Raw genomic sequence first — 24278 nt, 5'->3', positions numbered from 1 at the left:
GCCCACCACCTGACGTCCCGCTCACGTCGTCGGGCTGATCACCCCTGCCCAGATGAACCCCACGACCTGACCGGGAGTACGCCTCCATGGCCACGTTCCTCCATCGACTCGGCCGTCTCGCCTTCCGGCGCCGGCACTTCGTCGCCCTGATATGGGTCGCGCTGCTCACCCTCGCCGGGGTGGGCGCCGCCTCCGCGCCGCCCGCCGGCAACTCGTCCTTCTCCGTCCCCGGCACCGAGGCCCAGAAGGCCTTCGACCTGCTGGAACAGCGCTTCCCCGGCATGAGTGCCGACGGCGCGACCGCCCGCGTCGTCTTCAAGGCGCCGAGCGGCGAGAAGATGACCGACAAGCACAACAAGAAGACCGTCCGGCACACCGTCCAGGAGCTGAAGACCGGCTCCGAGGTCGCCACCGTCGCCGACCCCTACACCGGGCACGCCGTCAGCAAGGACGGCACCATCGCCTACGCCTCGGTGAAGTACAAGGTCTCCGGCATGGAGCTCGAGGACTCCTCCCGCGACGCGCTGAAGGAGGCCGCGCAGGACGCGCGGGACGCCGGGCTCACCGTCGAGGTCGGCGGTGACGCGCTGAACGCCACCCCCGAGACCGGCTCCAGCGAGATCATCGGCCTCGCGGTCGCCGCGGTGGTCCTCGTCATCACCTTCGGCTCGCTGCTCGCCGCCGGGTTCCCGCTGCTCACCGCCGTCATCGGCGTCGGCATCGGCGTCTCCACCATCACCGCGCTGGCCAGCGCTCTGGACCTGGGCACCACGACCTCCACCCTGGCCTCGATGATCGGCCTCGCCGTCGGCATCGACTACGCCCTCTTCATCGTCTCCCGCTACCGCTCGGAGCTCGCCGAGGGCCGTGAGCGCGAGGAGGCGGCCGGGCGGGCCGTCGGCACGGCGGGCTCTGCGGTGGTCTTCGCCGGCCTCACCGTCGTCATCGCCCTGGTCGGCCTGTCGGTCGTCAACATCCCGATGCTGACCAAGATGGGCGTCGCGGCCGCCGGAACGGTCGCCGTCGCGGTCCTCATCGCCCTCACCCTCGTCCCGGCCCTCCTCGGCTACGCCGGGCGCAGGATCAGGCCGGCCGGTGAGAAGAGCAAGCTGCTCGGTGGCGGCCGGGCGCGCAAGAAGGCGGACCGGCCCAACATGGGCACCCGCTGGGCGAGCTTCGTGGTCCGCCGGCCGGTGGCGGTGCTGCTGCTGGGCGTGATCGGCCTCGGCGCGGCGGCCGTCCCGGCCGGCTCCCTGGAGCTGGGTCTGCCGGACGACGGCTCCCAGCCCGTCTCCACCACCCAGCGCCGCGCCTACGACCTGCTGTCCGAAGGCTTCGGGCCCGGCTTCAACGGTCCCCTGATGGTGGTCGTCGACGCCAAGGACAGCGCCCACCCCAAGGCGGCCTTCACCAAGGTCGGCGACGAGATCAAGGGCCTGAAGGACGTCGTCACGGTCACCCCGGCCACGCCCAACAAGGCGGGCGACACCGCGACGATCACCGTCGTCCCCGACTCCAAGCCGTCCTCCACCCGCACCGAGGACCTGGTCCACGCCATCCGCGGCAAGGGCGCGGGCATCACCGCCACCACCGACGCCAGGGTGCTGGTCACCGGCTCGACGGCGATGAACATCGACGTCTCGCAGAAGCTCAACGACGCCCTGGTGCCCTACCTCGCGCTGGTCGTGGGCCTGGCCTTCCTGCTGCTCATCGTGGTCTTCCGCTCGATCCTCGTCCCGCTGAAGGCGGCGCTGGGCTTCCTGCTCAGCGTGCTGGCGGCCCTCGGCGCCGTGGTCGCGGTCTTCCAGTGGGGCTGGCTGTCCGGCCTGATGAACGTCGAGCAGACCGGGCCCGTCATGTCGATGATGCCGATCTTCATGGTGGGCGTCGTCTTCGGACTCGCGATGGACTACGAGGTGTTCCTCGTGACCCGGATGCGCGAGGCGTACGTCCACGGCGAGAAGCCCGGCCAGGCGGTCGTCACCGGCTTCCGGCACGGCGCCCGCGTGGTCACCGCCGCCGCCGTCATCATGATCGCCGTCTTCTCCGGGTTCATGGGCTCCAGCGAGTCCATGGTCAAGATGATCGGCTTCGGCCTCGCGGTCGCCGTCCTCTTCGACGCGTTCGTCGTCCGCATGACCATCGTCCCGGCGGTGCTCGCCCTGCTCGGCAAGCGCGCCTGGTGGCTCCCGAAGTGGCTCGACCGCCTCCTGCCCAACGTCGACGTCGAGGGCGAGGGCCTGCGCGCCGCCGAGGACCGCAGGGACACCGACCCCGACGAGGAACGGGAACTGGTACGCGCCTGACGCACACCGGCCGGTGAGGGGACCCGTAGGCACGGGCCCCCTCACCGGCTTCTCCTTCTGCCCGCTCGCCGTAGGCAGGGAAGCGGGGACGGATGAGTATCCGCGCCCATGCCGGGGCACCGCCCCGCCCCGCAGGATCGTTCCCGTCCCTCACGAATGGCACGGAAGGATCCGCCGGTGAACCCCCAGACCCCCTCGTCCCCGCACGGCCCCTGGCAGCTCCCGGCGTCGCGCCGGGACCAGCGCCGGGACCAGCCCCTGGTCACCCTGGTGGCCGCCCTGCTCTGGACGCTCACCTTCGCCTCGCTCGCCTGGCTGGGGTTCCTCGTGGCCATGACGTTGGTGTGGGGCCTGGCGGTCGGCGGGTCCCTGACCGAGATCGGCGCCTTCGCGCTGCCGTACGCCCTGGTCGTCGCCGCTGCCGGCGGCGCCCTGACGGCGCTGGCCTTCGCCCCCGGCGTCCGCCGCCTCACCCCGCCGGTCCGTGTGCTCCTGCTCGGGGCCCTGGCCTGCCCGGTACCGGCCGGTCTCACGGTGTGGAGCTGGGTCCAGGTGGGCTGAGAACAACCCGGTCGCGTGCACCGTACAGCCACCGCTAGCGTGCCCTTCATGACGACAGCCGCCACTGACGTGGAAGAGTTCGGGGCGCATCCCCGGTTCGCCGAGGCCCTGCGGGCGCTGGGGCTCGAGGAGGTGCTGGCCCGTACCCGGCGGTTCCCGGAGAGCGCCCGGACCGCCGCCGAGGCCGCCGCCGCGATCGGGTGCGAGCTGAGCCGGATCTGCAAGTCGCTGGTCTTCGCCGCCGACGGGGTACCGGTGCTGGTGCTGATGGACGGTGCTTCGCGGGTCGACGTGGAGCGGGTGCGGGCGGAGCTGGGGGCCGGGAAGGTGACCCGGGCCGACGCCGGGATCGTCCGCGAGACCACCGGGTACGCCATCGGCGGCGTGCCGCCCTTCGGGCACCGCACCCGCACCCGCGTCCTCGCCGACCGCTCGCTGCTCGCGCACGACGTGGTGTGGGCGGCCGCCGGGACACCCCACGCCGTCTTCCCCATCGGGCCGCAGGACCTGGTCGCCCACGCCGGCGCCACGCTCGTGGACGTCCGCGAGCGGACCGCGTGACGCCGCTGGTCACGGCGGCGGTACTGCTCGCCGCGGTCACCCACGCGAGCTGGAACGCCATCGCCCACCGCATCACCGACAAGCTGGTCGGCTTCACCCTGATCCTCGCCGGCGGGGTGCTGATCGGACTGCTCCTGGCGCCGTTCGCGCCGTTGCCGGCCGCCGGCGCCTGGCCGTACCTGCTGGGCTCGGCGGTCATCCACCTCGTGTACGTCGTCCTGCTGATGACCTCGTTCCGGCTCGGTGACTTCGGGCAGGCCTATCCGATCGCCCGCGGCAGTGCCCCGCTGGTCGTCACCGTGTTCGCGGCCCTCTTCGCGCATGAGGTGCCCGACGGCTGGGCCGCCGCCGGAGTCGCCCTGTCCTGCGCCGGCCTGACCGGGGTCGCGCTGTGGGGGCTGCGCGGGCGGCGGCCCGACTGGACGGCGATCGGGGCGGCGCTGGCGACCGGGCTGTCGATCGCCTCCTACACCGTCGTCGACGGGCTCGGCGTCCGCGCCTCCGGCTCCGCGCTCGGGTACACCGCCTGGCTGATGGTGCTGCAGGGGCTGACGATTCCCGCGTACGCCGTCTGTTGCCGGTGGCGGCGCGAGACGGTGCGCGTCCTGCGCCCCTTCGCCCCGCTCGGGCTCCTCGGCTCCGCGCTGTCCGTCGCCGCCTACGGCCTCGTCCTGTGGGCGCAGACCCGCGCCGACCTCGCACCCATCGCCGCCCTGCGGGAGTCCTCGATCCTGGTCGGAGCGGCCATCGGCGCCGTGTTCTTCAAGGAGCGTTTCGGGGCACCCAGGATCGCGGCGGCCGGTCTGGTGGTCGTGGGAATCGGGCTGATGCTGCACACCGGGTAGCAGGATGACAGCAACGTCACCTGCCGTACGAGGGAGCCGTCAATGACCGAGCAGCCGACCGTCACCGTTCTGGGCACCGGCATCATGGGCGCCGCCATGGCGCGCAACCTGTGCCGGGCCGGGCTCGCCGTCCGCGTGTGGAACCGCACCCGCGAGAAGGCGGAACCGCTCGCCGCGGACGGCGCCCGCGTCAGCGACACCCCGGCCGAGGCCGTCGAGGGCGCCGACGTCGTGCTGACCATGCTGTACGACGGCAACACCGTCCTGGACGTCATGCGCGAGGCCGCGCCCGGCCTGCGCTCGGGGGCCGTGTGGGCGCAGTGCACCACCGCCGGGACCGAACTCGTCGCCGACCTGGGCTCCTTCGCCCGTGAGCACGGTCTCGTCTTCTACGACGCCCCCGTCCTCGGCACCCGCCAGCCCGCCGAGGCCGGTCAGCTGACCGTGCTGGCCGCCGGGCCCGAGGAGGGCCGGGAGACGGTCGCGCCCGTCTTCGACGCGGTCGGCGCCCGGACCGTGTGGACCGGGGACGACGGCGGCGCGGGCAGTGCGAGCCGGCTGAAGCTGGTCGCCAACAGCTGGGTCCTCGCGGCCACCGCGGCGGCCGGCGAGGTGCTGGCCCTCGCCCGGGGGCTCGACGTCGATCCGCAGAGCTTCTTCGGCCTCATCGAGGGCGGCCCGCTCGACATGGGGTACCTGCGGGCCAAGTCCGCGCTGGTGCTGGACGGGCGGCTGACCCCGCCGTCGTTCGCCGTGGCCACCGCCGAGAAGGACGCGCGGCTGATCGTGGCGGCGGGCGAGCGCGCCGGCGTACGGCTCGACGTGGCCGCCGCCACCGCCGAGCGCTTCGCCCGCGCCGCGGCCCAGGGGCACGCCGACGAGGACATGGCCGCCGCCTACTTCGCGAGCTTCGACGAGAAGAGCGGTGGCTGAGGGACGCGTTCGCCGACGTGACGATCCGCGCGCCCGGGAGCACTCTGGAATCAGTGATTCGGAGGTGGTCGACATGATGCACACCGCTGTGGGATGGCACGTCGAGCTGGAGTTCCAGGAGGACGATCAGCACACGCGCGCGGCGGCCCTGGTGCGCTTGCCCGACGGCACGGAGGTCCGGGCCCACGGCCACGCCACCCGGCACCGCGTCGACTCCAACCAGCCCCGGGTCGGCGAGGAGATAGCGGGTGCCCGCGCCCTGAACGAACTGGCGATGCAGCTGCTGACGAAGGCGCACGGCGAGATCGACTCGGAGTCCGGCCGCACGTCGCACCCGATCCACGTATGAGAACCCGGCTCGGCACCCGGCCTCCGCGGTCGGCCCTCGGCCGAGGCTCGAGCGCCCCACCGGACGTTCCAGCGGCAAGCCGACGGCATCGGGCCGGGTGCCCTTGCGGTGAGCGCACCGCATCGGGCCGGGTGTCCTAGCGGCGAGCAGAGGGTGCCGGGCTGGGTGTCGTTGCGGTGAGCGCACCGCGTCGGGCTGGGTGTCCTTGCGGTGAGCAGAGGGTGTCGGGCTGGGTGTCCTAGCGGTGAGCGCACCGCGTCAGGCCGGGTGTCCTAGCGGCGAGCAGAGGGTGCCGGGCGGGGGTGTGCGAGCGCCAGGCGGCGCTCGGGTTGGGCGCCGAGCGCCCCGCGTCAGGCCGGGTGCCCGAGCGGCGAGCGACCTGCGTCGGGCCGGGTGTGCGAGCGCTGGGCGCCCTGCCCTGAGCCGAGTGCCGAGTGCCGGGCGCCCCGCTCGGGTTGGGTGCCGGGCGTCCCGCGTCAGGCCAGGTGCCCGAGCGGCGAGCGACCTGCGTCGCGCCGGGTGGGCGAGCGCCGGGTGCCCTGCCCTCAGCCGAGTGCCGGGCGTCCCGCGTCAGGCCTGGTGCCCCAGCGCCGAGCGCACCGCTCGTGTCAGTGCCTGGGCCCTCGGATCTGCCGTCACGCTCTTGTGGAAGCCGTTGGTGACGTAGCCGAAGGCGATGCCCGACTCCGGGTCGGCGAACGCGAGGGCGCCGCCGCGGCCCGGGTGGCCGAAGGAGCCGGGGGAGAGCAGTGGGGACGCGCTGCCGTGCAGCATGTAGCCGGCGCCGAACCGGGTGCCGACCACCAGGACCCGGTCCGGGCCGGAGGACTGCTCGGCGCGGGCCAGCTCCATGGTCGCCGGGGTGAACAGCCGCGTGCCGCCCTCCACCTCGCCGATCAGCGCCGCGTAGAAGCGGGCCAGGCCGTCGGCGGTGGCGATGCCGTTGGAGGCGGGCAGGGCGGCCGCCCGGTAGGCGGGGTCGTTCTCGTCCGGGAGCGGGGTGATCGCGGCGAAGGCGCGGCGGGTGAGCGAGTCCGGGTCGGCGTAGGCCTCGGAGACCGCCCGCTTGGGGCGGAGCTTCAGCCCGCCGGCCGCCCCCGCCGCCCCCGGCGCCTCGACGGGGCCGACGCGGCCCACGCGGGCCTGCTCCGTCTCCGGCAGGCCGAGCCACAGATCGGCGCCGACGGGGGCGGCGATCTCCTCGGCGATCCACTCACCCACCGGCCGCCCGGTGACGCGCCGGACGAGTTCCCCGGTGAGCCAGCTGAAGGTCTGCGCGTGGTAGCCGTGGTCCGTGCCGGGCTCCCACACCGGTGCCTGCGCGGCGACGGCCGCCGCACCGAGGTCGGGGTCGGCGGCCTCCTCGGGAGTCAGCGGGCGGTCCAGCACCGGCACGCCCGCGCGGTGGCCCAGCAGGTGCCGTACGAGGGTGCGCTCCTTGCCGGCCGCCTTGTACTCCGGCCAGTAGGCGCCGACGGGCGCGTCCAGGTCCAGTTCGCCGCGCTGGTGCAGCAGCAGGAGGGCCGCCGAGACGACGCCCTTGGTCGCCGAGCGCACGATCTGGGCCGTGCCGGGCTCCCAGGGGGCCGTGCCGTCGACGTCCTTCGTCCCCGCCCACAGGTCGACGACCCGGTGTCCGTGCCGGTACACGGCGAGCGCCGCGCCCCGCTCCCCGAGCAGGGCGAAGTTCGCGGTGAACGCCTTCCTGACCGGCTCGAAGCCCTCGGCCACAGTGCCGTTCACGTCCACGTCCGCCGTCCCTTCCGATCGCCTGCGACAGTCGGTGCAACACCGGCCCGCCGCCTGCGATTCCTCGGTGGGATCAGCCCAGCAGAATCGTTACGTCGATGTTGCCGCGGGTGGCGTTCGAGTACGGGCACACCTCGTGCGCCGCGTCGACCAGCTTCCCGGCGATCTCCCGGTCCAGCACGGGCAGCGAGACGCTGAGCGCGACCGCGAGGCCGTACCCGCGGTGCTTGTTGGGGCCGATGCCGACCTTCGCGGCCACCGTGGAGCCGGTCAGGTCGTAGCCCGCGCGCTTGCCGACCAGGATCAGCGCGTTGTGGAAGCACGAGCTGTACCCGGCCGCGAACAACTGCTCGGGATTGGTGCCGTTGCCGTCCCCGCCCAGCGCCGGCGGCATCGCCACCTTCAGCCCGATCTGGCCGTCCTGGCTGGTCACATGCCCGTCGCGGCCGCCGTGGGCGGTGGCCTCGGCCACGTACACGATCTTCGTCGGACGGCTGTCGACAGGGGCGTCGACAGCGGTGTCGGCTGAGGTGCCGTCGGTCATGGGTGGCCTCCCCGTGGAACAAGTGTGCGCAAGTACATCGTGCACAAGGTACTGGCCGGTAGGTCAGTTGTCCGCACCGAACGGCGAAATGTGGGTGACCTGTGATCAGCGGCGCGGCCGAGCCGCCCCGTCCGCCCGTTCCGCGAGCCTCCACAGCTCCTCGCGCAATCGCGCGATCTCCTCGGCGTCGAGCCCCGTGGCCGAGAGCAGCGCGCCGGGCACGCGCGCCGCGCGCTCCCTGAGCTGCTCCCCGCTGCCGGTGCACGCGACGAGCACCGAGCGCTCGTCGCCGGCCGCGCGCTCCCTGCGCACCAGCCCCGCCGCCTCCAGCCGCTTCAGCAGCGGCGAGACGGTGCCGTAGTCCAGGCGCAGCGCGCCCGCCAGCTCCTTCACGCTGGTCTCACCGCGCTCCCACAGCACCAGCAGCACCAGGTACTGCGGGTAGGTGAGCCCCAGTTCCTCGAGGAGTGGACGGTAGGCGGCCGTCACGGCGCGCTGGGCGGCGTACAGCGCGAAGCAGAGCTGGTCGTCCAGCAGCAGCGAGCCCGGGGCGGCGCGGTCCTCGTTCGTCACGCGCCCATTGTCACGGACTTCGGGTCGAAACCGAACGGCAGCTCCAGCCGATGGGCCCGCATCAGCTCGTCGTCGCCGAGCAGCTCCCCGGTCGGGCCGTCCGCCGCGATCACGCCGTCACTGAGGACCAGGCTGCGCGGGCACAGCTCCAGCGCGTACGGCAGGTCGTGCGTGACCATGAGGACCGTCACGTCCAACGAACGCAGGATGTCGGCCAGTTCGCGCCGGGAGGCCGGGTCCAGGTTGGACGACGGCTCGTCCAGGACCAGGATCTCCGGCTCCATCGCCAGTACGGTCGCGACGGCGACCCGGCGCCGCTGCCCGAAGGACAGGTGGTGCGGCGGCCGGTCGGCGAAGTCCTGCATGCCGACCCGCTCCAGCGCGGTGGCCACCCGCTCCTGCAGCGCGGCCCCCTTGATGCCGGCCGCCGCCGGCCCGAACGCCACGTCCTCGCGCACGGTCGGCATGAAGAGCTGGTCGTCCGGATCCTGGAAGACGATGCCCACCTTCTGCCGGATCTCGGCCATGTGCCGCTTGCCGACCGGCAGCCCGGCCACGGTCACCGTGCCGGTGCCGCCGCCCAGGATGCCGTTGAGATGCAGCACCAGGGTGGTCTTGCCGGCGCCGTTCGGCCCGAGCAGCGCGACCCGTTCGCCGCGCCCGATGGTGAAGTCCACACCGAACAGGGCCTGGTGGCCGTCGGGGTAGGCGAAGGCGAGACCGGAGACCTGAAGAGAAGCTGTCACAGCACCCATCCCAGCAGACGGACGACGAGGGCGGCGCAGGGGAGGGCGAGGGCGTACGACCACTGCGCCCGGGACGCGGTCACCTCGTCGATCACCGGCATCGAACCGGCGTACCCCCGGCTCACCATGGCCAGGTGCACGCGCTCCCCGCGCTCGTAGGAGCGGATGAACAGGGCCCCGGCGGACTTGGCGAGCACCCCCCAGTGCCGTACGCCCCGCGCCTCGAAGCCGCGGGACTCGCGGGCGATCCGCATCCGGCGCATCTCGTCGGTGATGACGTCGCCGTAGCGGATCATGAAGGAGGCGATCTGCACCAGCAGCGGCGGCAGCCTCAACCGCTGCAGCCCCAGCAGCAGTTCGCGCAGCTCGGTGGTGGCGGCCAGCAGCACGGAGGCGGCGACGCCCAGGGTGCCCTTGGCCAGCACGTTCCAGGCGCCCCACAGGCCGCCGACGCTCAGCGACAGCCCGAGCACGTGCACGCGCTCGCCCTCCGCCACGAACGGCATGAGCACCGCGAACGCCACGAACGGCACCTCGATCAGCAGCCGCTTGAGCAGGAACCCGGCGGGCACGCGCGCGAGGTGCGCCACCGACGCGAGCAGCACCGCGTACAGCGCGAACGCCCACATCGCCTCCCGGGGAGTCGACACCACGACCACCACGAAGGCGAACACGGCGGCCAGTTTGGTGTGCGGCGGCAGGGCGTGCACGGGCGAGTGCCCGTGCCGGTACAGCCGGTGCGCTCCCCCACGCTCGAATGCGCTCGCGCGGGAGGTACCCCCATCTGCCCCCATCTCAGGCCGCCTCGGCCGGTTCGCTCGTCCGGCGCCGGCGCACCACCCAGAAGACCGTGCTGCCCGCGACGACGGTCACGCCGACGCCGATCACGCCGGCGAGGCCGCCGGAGAGGCGGGCGTTCGCGACGTCCTTCACGCCGTAGTCGGCGAGCGGGGAGCCGGCGGCCGCGTGCTGCTCGGCCTTCTGGTCGATGCCCTTGTCGTGGGCGACCTTCTCCAGGCCGTCGGGGCTGGCGGAGGCGTAGAAGCTGACGAACCCGGCGAGCACCAGGGACGTCACCAGGCCGGTGATCCACAGCGTGCGCCGCGAGGTGCGGGCGGCGGCCGGCGCGGGCGCCGCGGCGGGCGCGTCCACCAGCTCGCCGTCGACCCGCAGCTTCAGCCGCTGCCCCAGGCCGCGCGCGCCGTGCACGAGATCCGGGCGTACGGCGATGACGGCGCCGACCGTCAGCGCGGTGATCGCGGCCTCGCCGATGCCGATGAGCACATGGACGCCGATCATCGCGGTGGCCACCTTGCCGATGGCCACGTCCGTGGTGCCGCCGACGGCGTAGATGAGCGTGAAGGCGACGGCGGCGGCCGGCACCGACACCAGCGCCGCGACGAAGGAGGCGACGGTGACCGAGCGCCGCCCGCGGGGCAGCACGGCGAGCAGCGCGCGGAAGACGGCGTACGACACGACCGTCGTGACGATCGCCATGTCGGTGATGTTCACGCCGAGCGCGGTCAGCCCGCCGTCCGCGAACAGCACGCCCTGCATCAGCAGCACGACCGACACGCAGAGCACGCCGGTGCAGGGACCGACGAGTATCGCGGCCAGCGCGCCGCCCAGCAGATGGCCGCTGGTACCGGCCGCCACGGGGAAGTTCAGCATCTGCACGGCGAAGATGAACGCCGCGACCAGTCCGGCCAGGGGTGCCGTGCGCTCGTCGAGTTCGCGGCGGGCGCCGCGCAGGCTCACCGCGAGGGCGCCGGCGGCGACGACTCCGGTGACCGCGGAGGTCGGGGTGTCGATGAATCCGTCAGGTACATGCACCGTACGATTTTAGAGGCTTGTTGCAAACGCTTTGCAAGAGGGAGTCGGTCTCGTTCGGCCCGACGGGCGTGAAACCGGAAATATGGGACATTGGAGAGGAAGCAGAAGCGCAGCTTCCGCACAGGTCACTGAACGTGAGAGGGCGGTCCGATGTCTGTAGTCGAACAGTACGCACGCGCCCATATCGTCACGGACGAGGAGGACCCGGGGGCCGTACCCGTGGTACTGCGGTACGACCCCGACAGTGATCCGCGTTCCGTTCGCATCGGGCTGCCCGGCACGCACGAGTGGTCCTTCTCCCGCGCGCTGCTCGAACGAGGGCTGCGTGCGCCGGCCGAGAGCGGCGACGTACGCGTGTGGCCCTGCGGGCGCGTCCAGGCCGTCGTGGAATTCCATTCCGACAACGGTGTCGATGTGGTCCAGTTCGAGAGCAAGACGCTGCTGAGCTTCCTGCGCCGCACCTACACGGCCGAGCCGGTGGGGGCCTGAGCGGCCCGTCGGGGTGGTCAGCCGCCCATCTTCAGCAGGGCGGCCACGATCGGTCCGGCCGTGTCGCCTCCGTGGCCGCCCGCCTGCACCACGCCCGCCGCGGCGAGGTCGCCGTGGTACGCGGTGAACCAGCCGTTCGGCTTCTTCTGGCCGTCGACCTCGGCGGAGCCCGTCTTGGCGCCGTAGTCGGGCCCGAGGCCCGCCATCGCCTTGGCGGCCGTGCCGTACGCCGCCGTGTACTGCATGACCTCCTTCAGCTCGGCCTGCGTCCTGGACGACATGGTGCGCGCGGCCTTCGCCAGCGTGCGGTGGTCCACGGCCGGGGAGACCAGGTACGGCTGGTGGAAGACGCCCGTCTCCACCGTCGCCGCGACCGACGCCATGTTCAGCGGGCTCATCCGCACCCCGCCCTGCCCGATCAGCGAGGCGCCCATCTGCGCGCCGCTCTGCACCGGGATCGAGCCGTCGAACGACGGGACGCCGATGGCCCAGTTGTTCAGGCCGAGGCCGTAGACCTCCTGTGCCTCCTTCGTCAGGTCGCTGTTGGACAGCTTCGGCGCGAAGTTGATGAAGGCGTTGTTGCAGGAGGCACCGAAGCTGAGCTTGAAGGTGCCCTTCTTGATCTCGGAGTCGGCGTCGTTGTGGAACGTCCAGCCGGCGAGTTTGTACGTCTTGGGGCAGGGGTGGGAGGCGTCCGGGGTGACGAGGCCCTTCTCGAACAGCATGGTCGACGTCACGATCTTCATCGTGGAGCCGGGCGCCAGGGAGCCCTGGAAAGCGGTGTTGAAGCCGTGCCCGCTGTTGGCGACCGCGAGGATCTCACCCGTCGAGGGGCGCACGACCACCACCGAGGCCCGCTGCTTGGCGGCCACCTGCCGCTCGGCCGCCGCCTGGAAGGCGGGGCTCAGCGTGGTCTTCACCGTCCCCGGCGTGCCCTTGCTCAGCTCCACCAGCGTCTTGTCGGACAGCTTGGCCGCCTTCGACGCCTTGCCGCGCACGACGCGCAGCTCCACGCCGGCCTTGCCGCCCGCCTTCTTGCCGTACTTCTCGCGCAGGCCGTCCAGCACCGTGCCCAGCGAGGGGTACTTGGCGGCGGTCAGCTCCCCGCCGTCGCGGTCCAGCGCCGTCACCGGAGGGGTGCCGGACTCGCCCGTGACGAGCGTGTCGCCGTCCTCGAGGTCCGGGTGGACGACGGAGGCGTGCCAGTCGACGACCGCCGTGCCGTCGCTCGCCCGGCGGACGACCGTGAGCGCGCTGTCGTAGGCGAGCGGCTTGCCGAGGCCCTGGTACGACACCGTCGCCTTGACGGAGAACGGCACCTTCGCGCCGGTCGCCGGCTTGGGGGTGAGCGTGACGTCCTTGAGGTGCGCGTCCTTGGCGTAGCCGGTGAGCAGGGCGGTGGCGGCCGTAGCGTCGTCGGTGGCGGCCGCGGCGCGGGAGACCTTGCCCTGCTGCCAGGCGGTGAGGAACCGGGTGGAGGCGGTGCGCACCTCGGCGGCGGTGAGCGGGCCGGTCTTCACCTGCCGGTGGCCGGTCGTGGAGGCCGTCCGCTCGTCGGCCGACGCACCGCCGTCGTACAGCGCGTAGACCCCGAAGCCGGCGCCGCCGACGACCAGGGCGATCATCCCGCCGAGTACGGCGGGTCTGGTCCTACGTCGCTCGGCGACGCGCCTTCTCTTGCCCACAGTCTCAGTTCCTCCGCGCCTTTCCCAGGGTCCCCACAGCCCTCACATTCCCCAACGACGGCTACCACAGTAAGGTCCCCGCCTTTGCGGGTGATGTCAGCCCGCACTCCGTAGCACGGTTGCGACAATCGGCCCGGCCGCGTCGATGCCGTGCCCGCCGTCCTGGACCAGCGCGGCGGCCGCCACATCACCCCGGTACCCGGCGAACCAGCTGTCGGACTTGACGTTGCCGTCGACCTCCGCCGAGCCGGTCTTCGCGCCGATGTCACCGGTGAGTCCCGCCATCACCCCGGCGGCGGTGCCGCTGCGCGCGGTGCGGTTCATCATCGCGCGCAACTGCTGCGAGGTGCTCGAAGACAGCCCGCGCGCGCGGGCCGGAGTGCGGTGGTCGAGGCTGAGCGGCACGATGACCGGCTGCCGGAAGACGCCGGTCATCGCGGTGGCCGTCACGGAGGCCATGTTCAGCGGGCTCATCTGGACCTGGCCCTGGCCGATCAGCCCGGCCGCCTTGTCGGAGCCGGACGCGGCGGGGACCCGGCCGTCGAAGGAGGGAACGCCGATCTTCCAGTTGTTGCGGCCGAGTCCGAACCGGTCCTGCGCCTCTTGCGCGAGGGTGTCGTCCTTCAAGTCGTCCGCGAACTTGACGAACGCCGTGTTGCAGGACCGGGCGAAGCTGTCGGAGAGGGTGGCGTGCTCGTCCGGCTGCAGATCCTTGAGGTTGTGGAAGGTCTGGCTGTCGGAGACGGCCGAGGGCGGGCAGGGCGCCGGGCCGTTCGCGGTGGTCAGGCCGTGGTCGATGAGGGTCGCGGCGGTGATGATCTTCATGGTGGAGCCGGGCGGGCGCTCACCGGAGAGGGCCGCGTCGAAGCCGTCGTCGCGGTGGTTGGCCACCGCCAGGATCTCGCCGGTGGTGGGCTGGACGGCCACCACCGAGGCGTTGGGGTACGCGCGCACGGCCGCCTCGGCCGCCGCCTGGGTGCCGGCGCCGAGGGTCGTCCGCAGCTTGCCCGCCCTGCCCTTGGCGAGGGTGACGAGCGGGGTGTCGGCGGCCTCGCTGCCGTCCGCGTTCGCCTCGTGGCGGATGGCCAGCTCCACGCCGGGCCGGCCGCCGGCCTTGTCGCCGTAGCGCTTGCGCAGCTCGTCCAGGACGGGGCCGAGGGAGGGGTACTTCTCGGCCGTCAACACCTTCCCGCTCCGGTCCACGGCCTCGATCGGCGGCGCCTGGGACTCGCCCGTCACCAGGGTGTCCCCCTTGCGCAGCAGGGGTTGGACGACGGAGGGCTGCCAGTCGACCAGTGCGCGGTGCGAGGTCTCGCCGCGCACGACCGTCAGACTGCTGTCGTAGCTGAGCGGCCGGGACTTCCCCCGGTACGACACGACCGCCGTCACATGGAAGGGCACCGTCGTTCCCCTGGCCGTCCCGGGCCTGATGTGCACCTTGGTGATGTGCGCGTCGTCCCCGTACGCCGTGAGCAGTTGCCGGGCCGCGTCCCGGTAGTTGGTGTAGCCCGCCGCGGCCTGGGCGTCCCCCTTCTCCCAGGCGGTGAAGAAGGCCCGGCTCGCCTCCTCGACCTCGCCGGCGCCGGGCGGCCCGGTCCTCGCCGCCTTCGTCGTGCTGCCCGCCGTGCCGTCGTCGTTCAGCGCGGACGCGATGGTGTAGAACCCGTACCCGGCTCCGCCCACCATCGCCGCACAGACCCCGCCGACTATGACGGCCTTGGCCCCCTTGCCCATCCCCGGTCCCTCCCCGTTTCCCCGTGTTCACCCCGCCATTACTGAACATGTTCAAAAGCGGGCGTGCGGAAGAACTGTATGCGCTTGCCGGGACGCAGGACCAGGGAGTGACGCAACCGTGACGGGCGGGTCCCCGCGCCTAGTCGCGCAGGTGCTCGTGGGGCCGGTCGTTGCAGGCGTCGTCCACCGCGTCGCCGGTCCACGGCGCGGCCACCGGGACGAGTGCGAGGGCCCGCTCGCAGAGGTTGGCGGTGGACAGGCTCCGGTTGTTGACGTTGATGCCGCCCCGGGCGTGACCGCCGTTGTCGGCGTGGGCGGGCGCGGCGAGCGCGAGCCCGGTCAGCGTGAGCGCGGTGAGCGCGGTGATCCTCTTCATACCCGCCCCAACGACCCCACCGACCCCCGGTCACGCGGTCCCCTCCGCACCACCGCCCGGCTGGGCCCGGGTCTCGGGATGTTCTAGCTGGGCCTCTCCAGAAGACTCCGCGCCGTGGTGACGAACAGCTTGTGTGCTGGTCCGAACTCCTCCCCCGCAGCGAGAGTACGCCGCTGGTGGGCTTCGATAGCGGGCTGATCACTGCTCTGCAGGGCTAGATTCCATTCGGCAGTCAGGGTGAAGAGTTTCTGGGAGGCCTTGGCGAGGTCGTTGGCGGCTTCTACCAGCGCATCCGGGCCCCAAAGGGCGGTCAGAATGCAAGCGTTGAGGAGCGTTTCATGGCGGGCGTCCAACTCCCCGCGCTGCGCTTCCGGTATCTGCTGGCCCCTGTCCAGGTAGGTGAGGCATGCGGCCAGGGGCGTGATCAGCTGTTGCCAGGCAACTGTCACCTCGCTGCAGACCTGCCTGCGCTGATCTCGTATCCAGTGCTCATGTTCGGCGCGCGCCTGCCGATCCACCTGCATCTGTGCCGCTTCCAGCGACGTCTGGGCACCTACCCTCGCGCCATAGGCGGTGGCCAGGCCGCCGATACCGGCTCCGACGAGCCCCGCGACGCCAGCGAGGGCTGCGGCTATCCCTTGATCCATCAGAACATTGTCCGCAGCCTGTTCGCCGCAGTCCTCCACTTGATGAAGGCCACAAGATTTGATCGACTGCCTGTCTCGTGCGCCCTTCAAGTGTCTGAGCGCGTGCATGCCATGCTCGCGCACCGATGCGTACAGCTCGCCTCGCGCACGTGCCGAGCCCGACTCCGCGGGTGGCCTGTGCATCTCTCGGGCCGGCATGTCCGACCGCCAGGCGTCAGCTCTTCGGCGGCCCCCGGGAGTCCTCGAACTGGACGAACGCCCCGAAGAGCCCGACGAGTCCCGCGCCCGGTGTGCATGGAGTTGCTGGCCGGCATCGGGGGGCTGAGATGCGACGCCTAGCTTGTAAAGCGCCTCATCGTATGGACATGAAGCACCGGGGATCATGAGGTACTTGCAGCAGGCGTTCTTCGTCGATCCGATAAGTGTTACGTAGTCTCCTGTAGTCAAAGTCATCCCCCTGGGGTGCGCGCTTAACCGCTAATATTTTGTGCGCCTCCAGTTCCTTTCTGGCCACGGTCCAGGTGTTGTGGGAAAGCCCATAAGACTCCCGCCTGTCTCTGGTCAGATACCGCGGCTCCGTGTAGCCGCCCTGTGCTTCCAGAAGGGCAAAAAGAAGTGCGATACCGGTAGCGCTGAGATAAAGAATCCAGCCTTCGGTCCAGAACTCGATAGGAATTCCTAGGTATCTACCCTGCGTACTGGCTCTCATGTACGGGGCGTCAGGGTCGCTTAGGGAAACCAGTCTAATGGCAGGGGTGTTACCGCGTCGAGGTTCCAGCTTGATAAATCCATTCTCGCTCAGCCACCGAAGGTTGCTAGTGATGCGGCGCGGACCGTTTTCCGGTGGTAGAGCGAGCATGCGTGTCCACGACTGAGGCGTTGGGGGCTGGCGCATGTCGTACGGCGCCGCCGTGGCCATCATCGTGATGCAGAGGTAGAGCTTCAGTCGCACCTCTCCGCCTCGGCCTCCTTGGATCAGCCGGGCTAGCGGAGGTTTCGCACCTTCGTCCTGTGACCGCACGAAGGTAGGAGGGAAGGGGACCTTGCCATGGCGTCCGGCCCGGTCAGCCGCCTTCTCGAGGAGCCGCACTGCGGAGGGGTGAAGAGGGTTCGGCAAACTCGTTGACCTTCCTGAAGGAGAAACGGGGGGTACAGGGATACTAGGCGTACCAGGGGTACTAGGAGATACTTCCTATTACTTTCCATCACGAAGGTGTCAGTTCTCCTGTATAAGCACCCCACCTCTCCTGTGCTGGCTCCGCAGTTGTCCATCTCAAGCGAGGAAGTTCGCCATCACAAAGGTTGGTAACCCTCTTTGACCTGCACTTTCGTCTCTGTCACCTTGAATTTGCCCGCCAGGGAGGCGTTGGCGAACGAGGTCACTTAGCGCGGAGCGCTAAGGGGAGGGGTGCAGGTGAACGGGAACAACCCGTCGCAGAGGGGCATCTGGCTGGCGATCATCCTGCTGGCCAGCCTGTGCGTGGCCGCTGCCGCCGGAGTGGTCTTCCATATGGCTGGAGCGGCGGCTCTGGGAGTGATGGGCGCGAGTGGGGCCGCGTTCATGGGTGCTGCAAGTCTCGGCCTCGCTGCGCATCGCTTCATGATCGAGTGAGTTGCCTGGGTTCGGCCGTGGACGAGATGTGGACGGTGTAGGCCCACCAGGGACTGCTGACCGGCATCGCCGGAGGTCAAAAGCTGTGCGGCCTGCCTACCGTGACCAGACTGTAAAACTGCCGGCCGCGCCCGGTGGGGCCGTCTCCGGGCCGTCCGAGGATGGCCGGTGACGACCTCGGACGACCAACAACGACCAGGATGGCCTGGCGTGATGCCGGGCCGTTCTGGCGCGTCTGCGCAGCTAGACCCAGGTGTCCAGCCACATCCGGGAGCGCCACGAGTCGATCGGGATGGCCGTGCCCGTGTACAGGGGCCAGAAGTAGATGAAGTTCCAGGTGATCAGGAGGACCAGGACGCCTGCCGCCGAGGCGCCGATGACGCGGCGGGTGTCGGAGGAGTGCGGGGGGCCGATGATCGCGCCGATCAGCATGGCGACCGCCAGGCAGAGGAACGGGACGAAGACGACCGCGTAGAAGAGGAAGATCGTGCGCTGCTGGTACATGAACCAGGGGAGGTAGCCGGCCGCGATGCCGCAGGCGATGGCACCCGCCCGCCAGTCGCGGCGGAACGCCCAGCGCCACAGGACGTACAGGATCGCGAAGCACGCCGCCCACCACAGCAGCGGTGTGCCGATGGCCAGCACCTCCCGGGCGCACTTCTGGCCCGCGTCGGACGGGCAGCCGTCCACGCCGGGGGAGGGCGACTGGTAGAAGTACGACACCGGGCGGCCCAGCACCAGCCAGCTCCACGGGTTGGACTGGTAGGTGTGCGGGGACGACAGCCCGATGTGGAACTCGTACACCTCGTGCTCGTAGTGCCACAGGCTGCGCAGCCAGTCCGGCAGGAAGGTCCAGTGGCCGCCCTTGCCGTCGGTCGCCGCCCAGTTGCGGAAGTAGCCGCCGGTGCCGTCGGCCGGGGAGAGGATCCAGCCGAGCCAGGACAGCAGGTAGACGCCGATCGCCACCGGCACGGTCGCGAGGAAGGTGATCCCGGTGTCGTACCGCAGCGCCGCGATGTACGGCTGCCGGGCGCCGGCCACCTTGCGGGCGCCGACGTCCCACAGCACCGCCATGACACAGAACGCGGCGAGGATGTACAGGCCGTTCCACTTGGTGCCCAGGGCCAGTCCCAGCATCAGCCCGGCCCCCCAGCGCCACGGCCGCAGGCCGAAGCGGAAGGTGTCGGCCACGTGCGCGTTCGGGCGCACCAGGCCGTCGGGTCCGGCCGGCAGCGCGGCGGCGAGTTTCTCGCGTGCCTTGTCCCGGTCGACGATCAGGCACCCGAACGCCGCCACCACGAAGAACATCAGCACGCCGTCGAGCAGCGAGGTCCGGCTCATCACGAAGTGCAGCCCGTCCACCGCCATCAGCGCGCCCGCCAGACAGCCCAGGAACGTCGAGCGGAACATCCGGCGCCCGATCCGGCACAGCAGCAGCACCGACAGCGTGCCGAGCAGGGCGGTCATGAAGCGCCAGCCGAACGGGTTGAAACCGAACATCAGCTCGCCGAGGCCGATGACGTACTTGCCGACCGGCGGGTGGACGACGTACGCCGCGTCCGTCGGGATCGCGAGATGCCCGTGCGTCTGCAGCACCAGGTCGTTGGCGTTCTTGTCCCAGTTCACCTCGAAGCCGCGGTGGACGAGCGCCCACGCGTCCTTGGCGTAGTACGTCTCGTCGAATATCACCGCGCGCGGGCTGCCCAGGTTCCAGAACCGCATCACGCCCGCCACGAGCGTCACCAGCAGCGGCCCGATCCAGCCGGACCAGCGGGCGATCCGGTCGGCCAGGACCGGCGGCAGGCCCAGCACCTGCCACAGGCGCGGGCTCGGCGCGACGTACGGCGGCACCAGCCGGCGGCGCACGTCGCCCGCGAGGGCGTCCTGGGCGGGCGCGTAGCCGAATCGGCGCAGCCGCTGCTGCCATGTCGGCCGCTGGTCGTGCGGTGCCTGGCCCTGCCGTAGGTCCGTGGAGGACGCGGTACTGGTCACCGCGCCATCGTAGGGAAACGTTCTGTGTGAGTCCCGTGCATGGCCGTTACCGGTCGCGGTTGCGGGCGTTTTCTCCGCTCCGGGCAGCCCTGGGAGGATGGGGGCGTGACTGGAACCCTTGTCCTGGCAGGTACCCCCATCGGTGACATCGCGGACGCCCCGCCCCGGCTGGCCGAGGAGCTGGCGGGCGCCGACGTGGTGGCCGCCGAGGACACGCGGCGGCTGCGCCGGCTCACCCAGGCCCTCGGCGTGACCCCCAGGGGCCGCGTGGTGTCGTACTTCGAGGGCAACGAGTCGGCCCGCACCCCCGAGCTGGTCGAGGAGCTGCTCGGCGGGGCGCGGGTGCTGCTCGTGACGGACGCGGGCATGCCGTCGGTCTCCGACCCGGGCTACCGGCTGGTCGCGGCGGCCGTCGAGAAGGACGTCCGGGTCACCGCGGTGCCGGGGCCGTCGGCCGTGCTCACCGCGCTCGCGCTGTCCGGGCTGCCCGTCGACCGGTTCTGCTTCGAGGGGTTCCTGCCGCGCAAGGCGGGCGAGCGGCTGTCCCGGCTGCGGGAGGTCGCCGAGGAGCGGCGCACGCTGGTCTACTTCGAGGCCCCGCACCGGCTCGACGACACCCTCGCCGCGATGGCCGAGGTCTTCGGGGCCGACCGTCGGGCCGCCGTCTGCCGCGAGCTGACCAAGACCTACGAGGAGGTTCGGCGCGGTCCGCTGGCCGAGCTGGCCGCGTGGGCGGCCGAGGGGGTCCGCGGGGAGATCACCGTCGTGGTCGAGGGCGCCCCCGAGACCGGGCCCGAGGAACTCGACGCCGGGGAACTGGTCCGCCGGGTGCGGATCCGGGAGGAGGCGGGCGAGCGGCGCAAGGAGGCCATCGCGGCCGTCGCGGCGGAGGCCGGGCTGCCCAAGCGGGTGGTGTTCGACGCGGTGGTCGCCGCCAAGAAGCACGCCGGCCAGGGAACCTAGCCAGGGGCATCCGCCCAGAGAGCCGGCAGGCGTCGGCGCAGGAGCACGCGAAGCGTCCTCGGCCGACGGCTGGGAGTCGTCCGGCCGGGGGCAGAGGCGTCGGGCCAGGTGGCTACGAGGCGTGGGGCCAGGGGCTTCGACGAGCACGCTCGGGAGCGCTCGAAGGCGTCCTGGGGCCAAGGGGCTGGGAAGTGTCCGTCCCAGGGGACCAGTAGGCGTCCGTCCAGCGAGCTCGGAGGGGCCCGGGAGGGTGGCCGAGGCGCGTCCGCCGAGAGGGGGCCAAGGAGTGTCCGCCGCGGGGGTCAGGAAGGCGTCTGTAGAGGGGGGCGGGGGGCCTCCGTCCAAGGGGGCGAGGGCCGTCCGTAGGGGGGCGAGGCGTTTCCGCCCGAGGGGTCGAGGGGCGTCCGTAGAGGGGGGCGGGGGGCCTCCGTCCAAGGGGTCGGGGCCGTCCGTGGACGGGGGCGAGGGGTGTCCCGTCGAAGGGGTCGCGGGGGCTGCGCCGAGGGGCGCAATGTGCCTCTGAGCAGGGCTCTTCTCTACTGAGCATGCGCCCCATGGGAGGGCAAAAGGCGCGCGCCGAAGGCAAAGCCCGCACCCCTGATCCGGGGCCCTTGGGCAAGCGACGTCCAAATCGCCTCCAACACTCGACAGGCCTGATGCGTATCCGCTGGTGGAGGCGTCCACTGGACACAGGGACGCACCCGTCCCTCGCCCCAATGGGATTCCGGGGGGAGTCCCCGCGCGGGGCGCTTGTCCAGCGGACAAGAGGAGCTGGCATGAGTGAGATCGCAGGGCAGACCGGCCTCCGCGGCACGGCCACCGCCGTCGTTCACGAGTCGTACGCGTTCGCCTGCATGAGGTGCGGACACGGCTGGGAGCAGTCGTACGAGATAGAGCACCACACCGACGCCGAGGGCCAGGAGTTCGTGCTGTACGTCGCCGACGGCCGGGTCGTGCCGTCCCCGCTGAGCCGGCCCGCGTGCGCCAACTGCGACGGTCACGTCGTACGGATCATGCGCGCGGGCCAGGTGTCCTCGGTGCGCAGCGCGGCCGAACGGCGCCACCACGACGTGCCGCGGACGGGCCCGGTCGAGACGCCCCAGGTGCCGGGGCAGGCAGCGGCCCCGGAGCCGCACCACTGGCATCTGTCCGATCTCCTGCACCCCTTCCAGCGCAAGGCGAGCTGAGCCGGCCCGCGCCCTGGTGAGCGCCTCGCCGGCCGTCGACGGCATGCCCCTTTCGTAGGATCGGGGCATGCCTTCGAACGCCGACAAGAGCGCGGCACCGCCGCTCCCGCCGCCGCTGCGGGTGCCCGTCGCCGACTCGCACACCCATCTCGACATGCAGTCCGGCACCGTCGAGGAGGGACTCGCCAAGGCCGCCTCGGTGGGCGTGACGACGGTCGTCCAGGTCGGCTGCGACCTCAAGGGCTCGCGGTGGGCCGCCGAGACGGCCGCCGCGCACGCCGGCGTCCACGCCACGGTCGCCCTGCACCCCAACGAGGCGCCGCGCATCGTCCACGGCGACCCCGACGGATGGTCCCGGCAGGGCGCCCGGGAGCCGGGGGGTGACGCCGCGCTGGACGAGGCGCTCGCCGAGATCGACCGGCTTGCCGGGCTGGCGCAGGTCAAGGGCGTCGGCGAGACGGGCCTTGACCACTTCCGCACCGGTCCCGAGGGCAAGGAGGCGCAGGAGCGGTCCTTCCGCGCCCACATCGAGATCGCCAAGCGGCACGGCAAGGCCCTGGTCATCCACGACCGCGACGCCCACGCCGACGTCCTGCGCGTGCTGAAGGAGGAGGGCGCCCCCGAGCGCACCGTCTTCCACTGCTACTCCGGCGACGCCGAGATGGCGGAGATCTGCGCCCGCGAGGGCTACTTCATGTCCTTCGCCGGCAACGTCACCTTCAAGAACGCCCAGAATCTGCGCGACGCCCTCGCCGTCGCCCCGCTTGAGCTGATCCTGGTGGAGACCGACGCGCCCTTCCTGACCCCGGCGCCGTACCGGGGGCGGCCGAACGCGCCGTATCTGATCCCGGTCACCGTGCGCGCCATGGCCGCCGTGCGCGGCATCGACGAGGACGCGCTCGCGACCGCCCTGGCCGCGAACACCGCCCGCGCCTTCGCCTACTGAGCACGCCCTTCCGATTGCTGGGCGCACGTTCGCAGCGCAACAGTACGTAGTCGAGTCGCTTTGGACAGTGACACTCGCTCCGCTAGGTTCGGGGGCCGATCCGGACCCCTCTGGCTCTTCTGGAGCGTGTCGGCGTGAGCAAGTCGCAGGACGACAGGTACGAGACGTGGGAGCCGTACGGCAGTGGCGTCTCCGTGCACGACGCGGAGACCCTGCCGTACGGCCCGTACGACACCTACCGGCCCGCCTATGAGGCCGAGGCGTACTTCGTCACCGAGCCGGTGGCGCCGCCCCGGGCGCCGGTGCACCCGCCGGGGCCGGTGGCCGCCGCGGCCGAGCCGCCGACCGGCGTGCCGGAGCCCGGGCCCGAGCCCGAGCCGCCGGTGGAAGCCGGTGGCCGGGCCGCGCGCCGGCGCAGGGCGCGTTCCGCCGAGCGCCCGGAATCCGCGGTGCGCCGCCTGCTGCCGCAGGCGCTGGTCGTGGCGTTCCTCGCCGGCGGCACCACCGCGTTCGTCGCCCAGGACAAGGCGGTGGAGCTGAGCGTCGACGGCAGGCCGCGCACCCTGCACACCTTCGCGGACAACGTGTCCGAGCTGCTCGCCGAGGAAGGGGTGCCCGTCGGCTCGCACGACATGGTCGCGCCCGCCCCCCACACCCCCCTCGCCGCCGGCGACGAGGTCGCGGTGCGCTACGGCCGTCCCGTCCGGCTCACGCTGGACGGCCGGCGCCGGGAGGTGTGGACGACCGCGCGCACGGTGGACGGCGCGCTGCGCGAGCTGGGGGTGCGCGCCGAGGGCGCGTATCTGTCGGCCTCGCGCTCCCAGAGCATCGGACGCACCGGGCTCGCGCTCGACGTCCGCACCGAGCGGACCGTCACGATCATGGCCGACGGCCGCAGCCGGACCATCCGCACCAACGCCGCCACGGTCCGCGAGGCCCTGGAGGAGGCCGGCGTCACGCTGCACGGCCAGGACACCACCTCCGTCCCGCCGGGCGGCTTCCCGCGGGACGGGCAGACGGTGACCGTGCTGCGGGTGCGCGGCTTCCGGGAGGTGCACGAGGAGCAGATCCCGTTCGACGTGCAGCGCACCGCCGACCCCTCCCTCTTCAAGGGAACCGAGGTCGTCGAACAGCCGGGGCGGCCCGGCCTGCGGCGGGTCACCTACTTCCTGCGCACCGTCAACGGGGTGCGGGAGAAGCCGCGCCGGGAGAAGTCCGAGGTGGTGCGCAGGCCGAGCAAGCAGGTGGTGCGGGTGGGGACCAAGCCCCGGCCGCGCTCCGTGCACGGCGCCGACCACCTCAACTGGAAGGGGCTCGCCGCGTGCGAGTCGGGCGGCCGCCCCAACGCGGTGGACGCGTCCGGGACCTACGGCGGGCTCTACCAGTTCGACACCCGCACCTGGCAGAGCCTCGGCGGCAGCGGACGCCCGCAGGACGCCTCCGCGGACGAGCAGACGTACCGCGCGAAGAAGCTGTACCAGCGGCGCGGGTCCACGCCGTGGCCTCATTGCGGGGCCCGGTTGCGGGGGTAGGGCGCCCGGTCGCTGCTTTCGCATGCGTGCCGGAGCCGGGGACAGCCGCGCCGGCGGGGCACCCCGCGGGCGCGGTGAGCCCAGGGCCCCGGCTCCGGCACCGGGCACCTGGCGA

The 24278-nt window shown here is 71.9% G+C and carries 23 protein-coding genes; 12 read left to right on the top strand and 11 right to left on the bottom strand.

The features are described 5' to 3' along the window. Window positions 1–86: 86 nt before the first annotated feature. The 6 genes from ACZ404_RS26705 (at window position 87) to ACZ404_RS26680 (ending at window position 5555) form a co-directional block, all read left to right on the top strand. Window positions 87–2306 carry an MMPL family transporter gene (locus ACZ404_RS26705; protein WP_468444084.1) on the top strand — a complete coding sequence of 740 codons (2220 nt, stop codon included), beginning with the start codon at window positions 87–89 and terminating at the stop codon, window positions 2304–2306. 177 nt (window positions 2307–2483) lie between these two features. Further along, window positions 2484–2867 carry a hypothetical protein gene (locus ACZ404_RS26700; RefSeq protein ID WP_468444082.1) on the top strand — a complete coding sequence of 128 codons (384 nt, stop codon included), beginning with the start codon at window positions 2484–2486 and terminating at the stop codon, window positions 2865–2867. 48 nt (window positions 2868–2915) lie between these two features. Then, window positions 2916–3428, top strand: a complete 513-nt coding sequence (locus tag ACZ404_RS26695; RefSeq protein ID WP_468444080.1) for a YbaK/EbsC family protein — start codon at window positions 2916–2918, stop codon at window positions 3426–3428. Beyond that, on the top strand, window positions 3425–4273 hold the full coding sequence (locus ACZ404_RS26690; RefSeq protein ID WP_468444078.1) for an EamA family transporter: 849 nt from the start codon (window positions 3425–3427) through the stop codon (window positions 4271–4273). Before ACZ404_RS26695 ends, ACZ404_RS26690 begins: the two co-directional genes overlap by 4 nt. Window positions 4274–4315: 42 nt before the next feature. Beyond that, complete coding sequence (locus tag ACZ404_RS26685; protein ID WP_468444076.1) at window positions 4316–5206, top strand: NAD(P)-dependent oxidoreductase; 891 nt, start codon at window positions 4316–4318, stop codon at window positions 5204–5206. A gap of 73 nt (window positions 5207–5279) precedes the next feature. Next, entirely contained in the window at window positions 5280–5555 is a 276-nt protein-coding gene (locus ACZ404_RS26680; protein ID WP_468444074.1) for a DUF1876 domain-containing protein, read from the top strand. A gap of 570 nt (window positions 5556–6125) precedes the next feature. On the opposite strand, the gene ACZ404_RS26675 is transcribed toward ACZ404_RS26680, so the two are convergent. The 6 genes from ACZ404_RS26675 to ACZ404_RS26650 form a co-directional block, all read right to left on the bottom strand. Continuing rightward, on the bottom strand, window positions 6126–7304 hold the full coding sequence (locus ACZ404_RS26675) for a serine hydrolase domain-containing protein (protein ID WP_468444072.1): 1179 nt from the start codon (window positions 7302–7304) through the stop codon (window positions 6126–6128). A gap of 73 nt (window positions 7305–7377) precedes the next feature. Next, window positions 7378–7848 carry an organic hydroperoxide resistance protein gene (locus ACZ404_RS26670; RefSeq protein WP_468444070.1) on the bottom strand — a complete coding sequence of 157 codons (471 nt, stop codon included), beginning with the start codon at window positions 7846–7848 and terminating at the stop codon, window positions 7378–7380. Between the two features lie 105 nt (window positions 7849–7953). Further along, complete coding sequence (locus tag ACZ404_RS26665; protein ID WP_468444068.1) at window positions 7954–8421, bottom strand: MarR family winged helix-turn-helix transcriptional regulator; 468 nt, start codon at window positions 8419–8421, stop codon at window positions 7954–7956. Then, complete coding sequence (locus ACZ404_RS26660) at window positions 8418–9176, bottom strand: energy-coupling factor ABC transporter ATP-binding protein (RefSeq protein ID WP_468444066.1); 759 nt, start codon at window positions 9174–9176, stop codon at window positions 8418–8420. Before ACZ404_RS26660 ends, ACZ404_RS26665 begins: the two co-directional genes overlap by 4 nt. Beyond that, complete coding sequence (gene cbiQ, locus ACZ404_RS26655) at window positions 9164–9961, bottom strand: cobalt ECF transporter T component CbiQ (protein ID WP_468444064.1); 798 nt, start codon at window positions 9959–9961, stop codon at window positions 9164–9166. Before cbiQ ends, ACZ404_RS26660 begins: the two co-directional genes overlap by 13 nt. A gap of 1 nt (window position 9962) precedes the next feature. Continuing rightward, the gene (locus ACZ404_RS26650) at window positions 9963–11000 is read right to left on the bottom strand and encodes an energy-coupling factor ABC transporter permease (RefSeq protein ID WP_468444062.1); all 1038 of its coding nucleotides are present in this window, start codon (window positions 10998–11000) and stop codon (window positions 9963–9965) included. A gap of 150 nt (window positions 11001–11150) precedes the next feature. Here ACZ404_RS26650 and ACZ404_RS26645 point away from each other — a divergent pair, with 150 nt between their 5' ends. Then, entirely contained in the window at window positions 11151–11489 is a 339-nt protein-coding gene (locus ACZ404_RS26645) for an SsgA family sporulation/cell division regulator (protein ID WP_468444060.1), read from the top strand. A gap of 17 nt (window positions 11490–11506) precedes the next feature. Here the strand turns inward: ACZ404_RS26645 and ACZ404_RS26640 are convergent, their stop codons facing one another. The 4 genes from ACZ404_RS26640 to ACZ404_RS26625 form a co-directional block, all read right to left on the bottom strand. After that, complete coding sequence (locus ACZ404_RS26640; protein WP_468444058.1) at window positions 11507–13174, bottom strand: penicillin-binding transpeptidase domain-containing protein; 1668 nt, start codon at window positions 13172–13174, stop codon at window positions 11507–11509. Between the two features lie 96 nt (window positions 13175–13270). After that, window positions 13271–14908: a penicillin-binding transpeptidase domain-containing protein gene (locus ACZ404_RS26635; protein WP_468444056.1), complete on the bottom strand. Its 1638-nt coding sequence runs from the start codon at window positions 14906–14908 to the stop codon at window positions 13271–13273. A 139-nt stretch (window positions 14909–15047) separates the two neighbouring features. Next, window positions 15048–15284, bottom strand: a complete 237-nt coding sequence (locus ACZ404_RS26630; RefSeq protein WP_468444054.1) for a hypothetical protein — start codon at window positions 15282–15284, stop codon at window positions 15048–15050. Between the two features lie 83 nt (window positions 15285–15367). Next, window positions 15368–15931 carry a hypothetical protein gene (locus ACZ404_RS26625; RefSeq protein ID WP_468444052.1) on the bottom strand — a complete coding sequence of 188 codons (564 nt, stop codon included), beginning with the start codon at window positions 15929–15931 and terminating at the stop codon, window positions 15368–15370. 1414 nt (window positions 15932–17345) lie between these two features. Between ACZ404_RS26625 and ACZ404_RS26620 the strand changes: the two genes are divergently transcribed. Continuing rightward, window positions 17346–17543, top strand: coding sequence for a hypothetical protein (locus ACZ404_RS26620; protein WP_468444050.1), 198 nt, complete (start codon window positions 17346–17348; stop codon window positions 17541–17543). Between the two features lie 243 nt (window positions 17544–17786). Here ACZ404_RS26620 and ACZ404_RS26615 read toward each other — a convergent pair whose 3' ends face one another. Continuing rightward, a complete protein-coding gene (locus tag ACZ404_RS26615) occupies window positions 17787–19535 on the bottom strand; it encodes a dolichyl-phosphate-mannose--protein mannosyltransferase (protein ID WP_468444048.1) in 1749 nt (582 codons plus the stop codon). A 105-nt stretch (window positions 19536–19640) separates the two neighbouring features. Here ACZ404_RS26615 and rsmI point away from each other — a divergent pair, with 105 nt between their 5' ends. The 4 genes from rsmI to ACZ404_RS26595 all read left to right on the top strand — a co-directional run bounded on the left by rsmI (window position 19641) and on the right by ACZ404_RS26595 (window position 24163). Continuing rightward, window positions 19641–20498: a 16S rRNA (cytidine(1402)-2'-O)-methyltransferase gene (gene rsmI / locus ACZ404_RS26610; protein ID WP_468444046.1), complete on the top strand. Its 858-nt coding sequence runs from the start codon at window positions 19641–19643 to the stop codon at window positions 20496–20498. A 776-nt stretch (window positions 20499–21274) separates the two neighbouring features. Then, entirely contained in the window at window positions 21275–21685 is a 411-nt protein-coding gene (locus ACZ404_RS26605) for a hypothetical protein (protein ID WP_468444044.1), read from the top strand. 67 nt (window positions 21686–21752) lie between these two features. Further along, on the top strand, window positions 21753–22631 hold the full coding sequence (locus tag ACZ404_RS26600) for a TatD family hydrolase (RefSeq protein ID WP_468444042.1): 879 nt from the start codon (window positions 21753–21755) through the stop codon (window positions 22629–22631). A 134-nt stretch (window positions 22632–22765) separates the two neighbouring features. Then, on the top strand, window positions 22766–24163 hold the full coding sequence (locus ACZ404_RS26595; RefSeq protein ID WP_468444040.1) for a ubiquitin-like domain-containing protein: 1398 nt from the start codon (window positions 22766–22768) through the stop codon (window positions 24161–24163). Window positions 24164–24278 lie beyond the last annotated feature (115 nt).

Source organism: Streptomyces sp. NPDC030798 (genome assembly GCF_055572275.1).
Note: the sequence above shows the minus strand (reverse complement) of the source record. Positions and strands in the feature narration are given on the sequence as shown.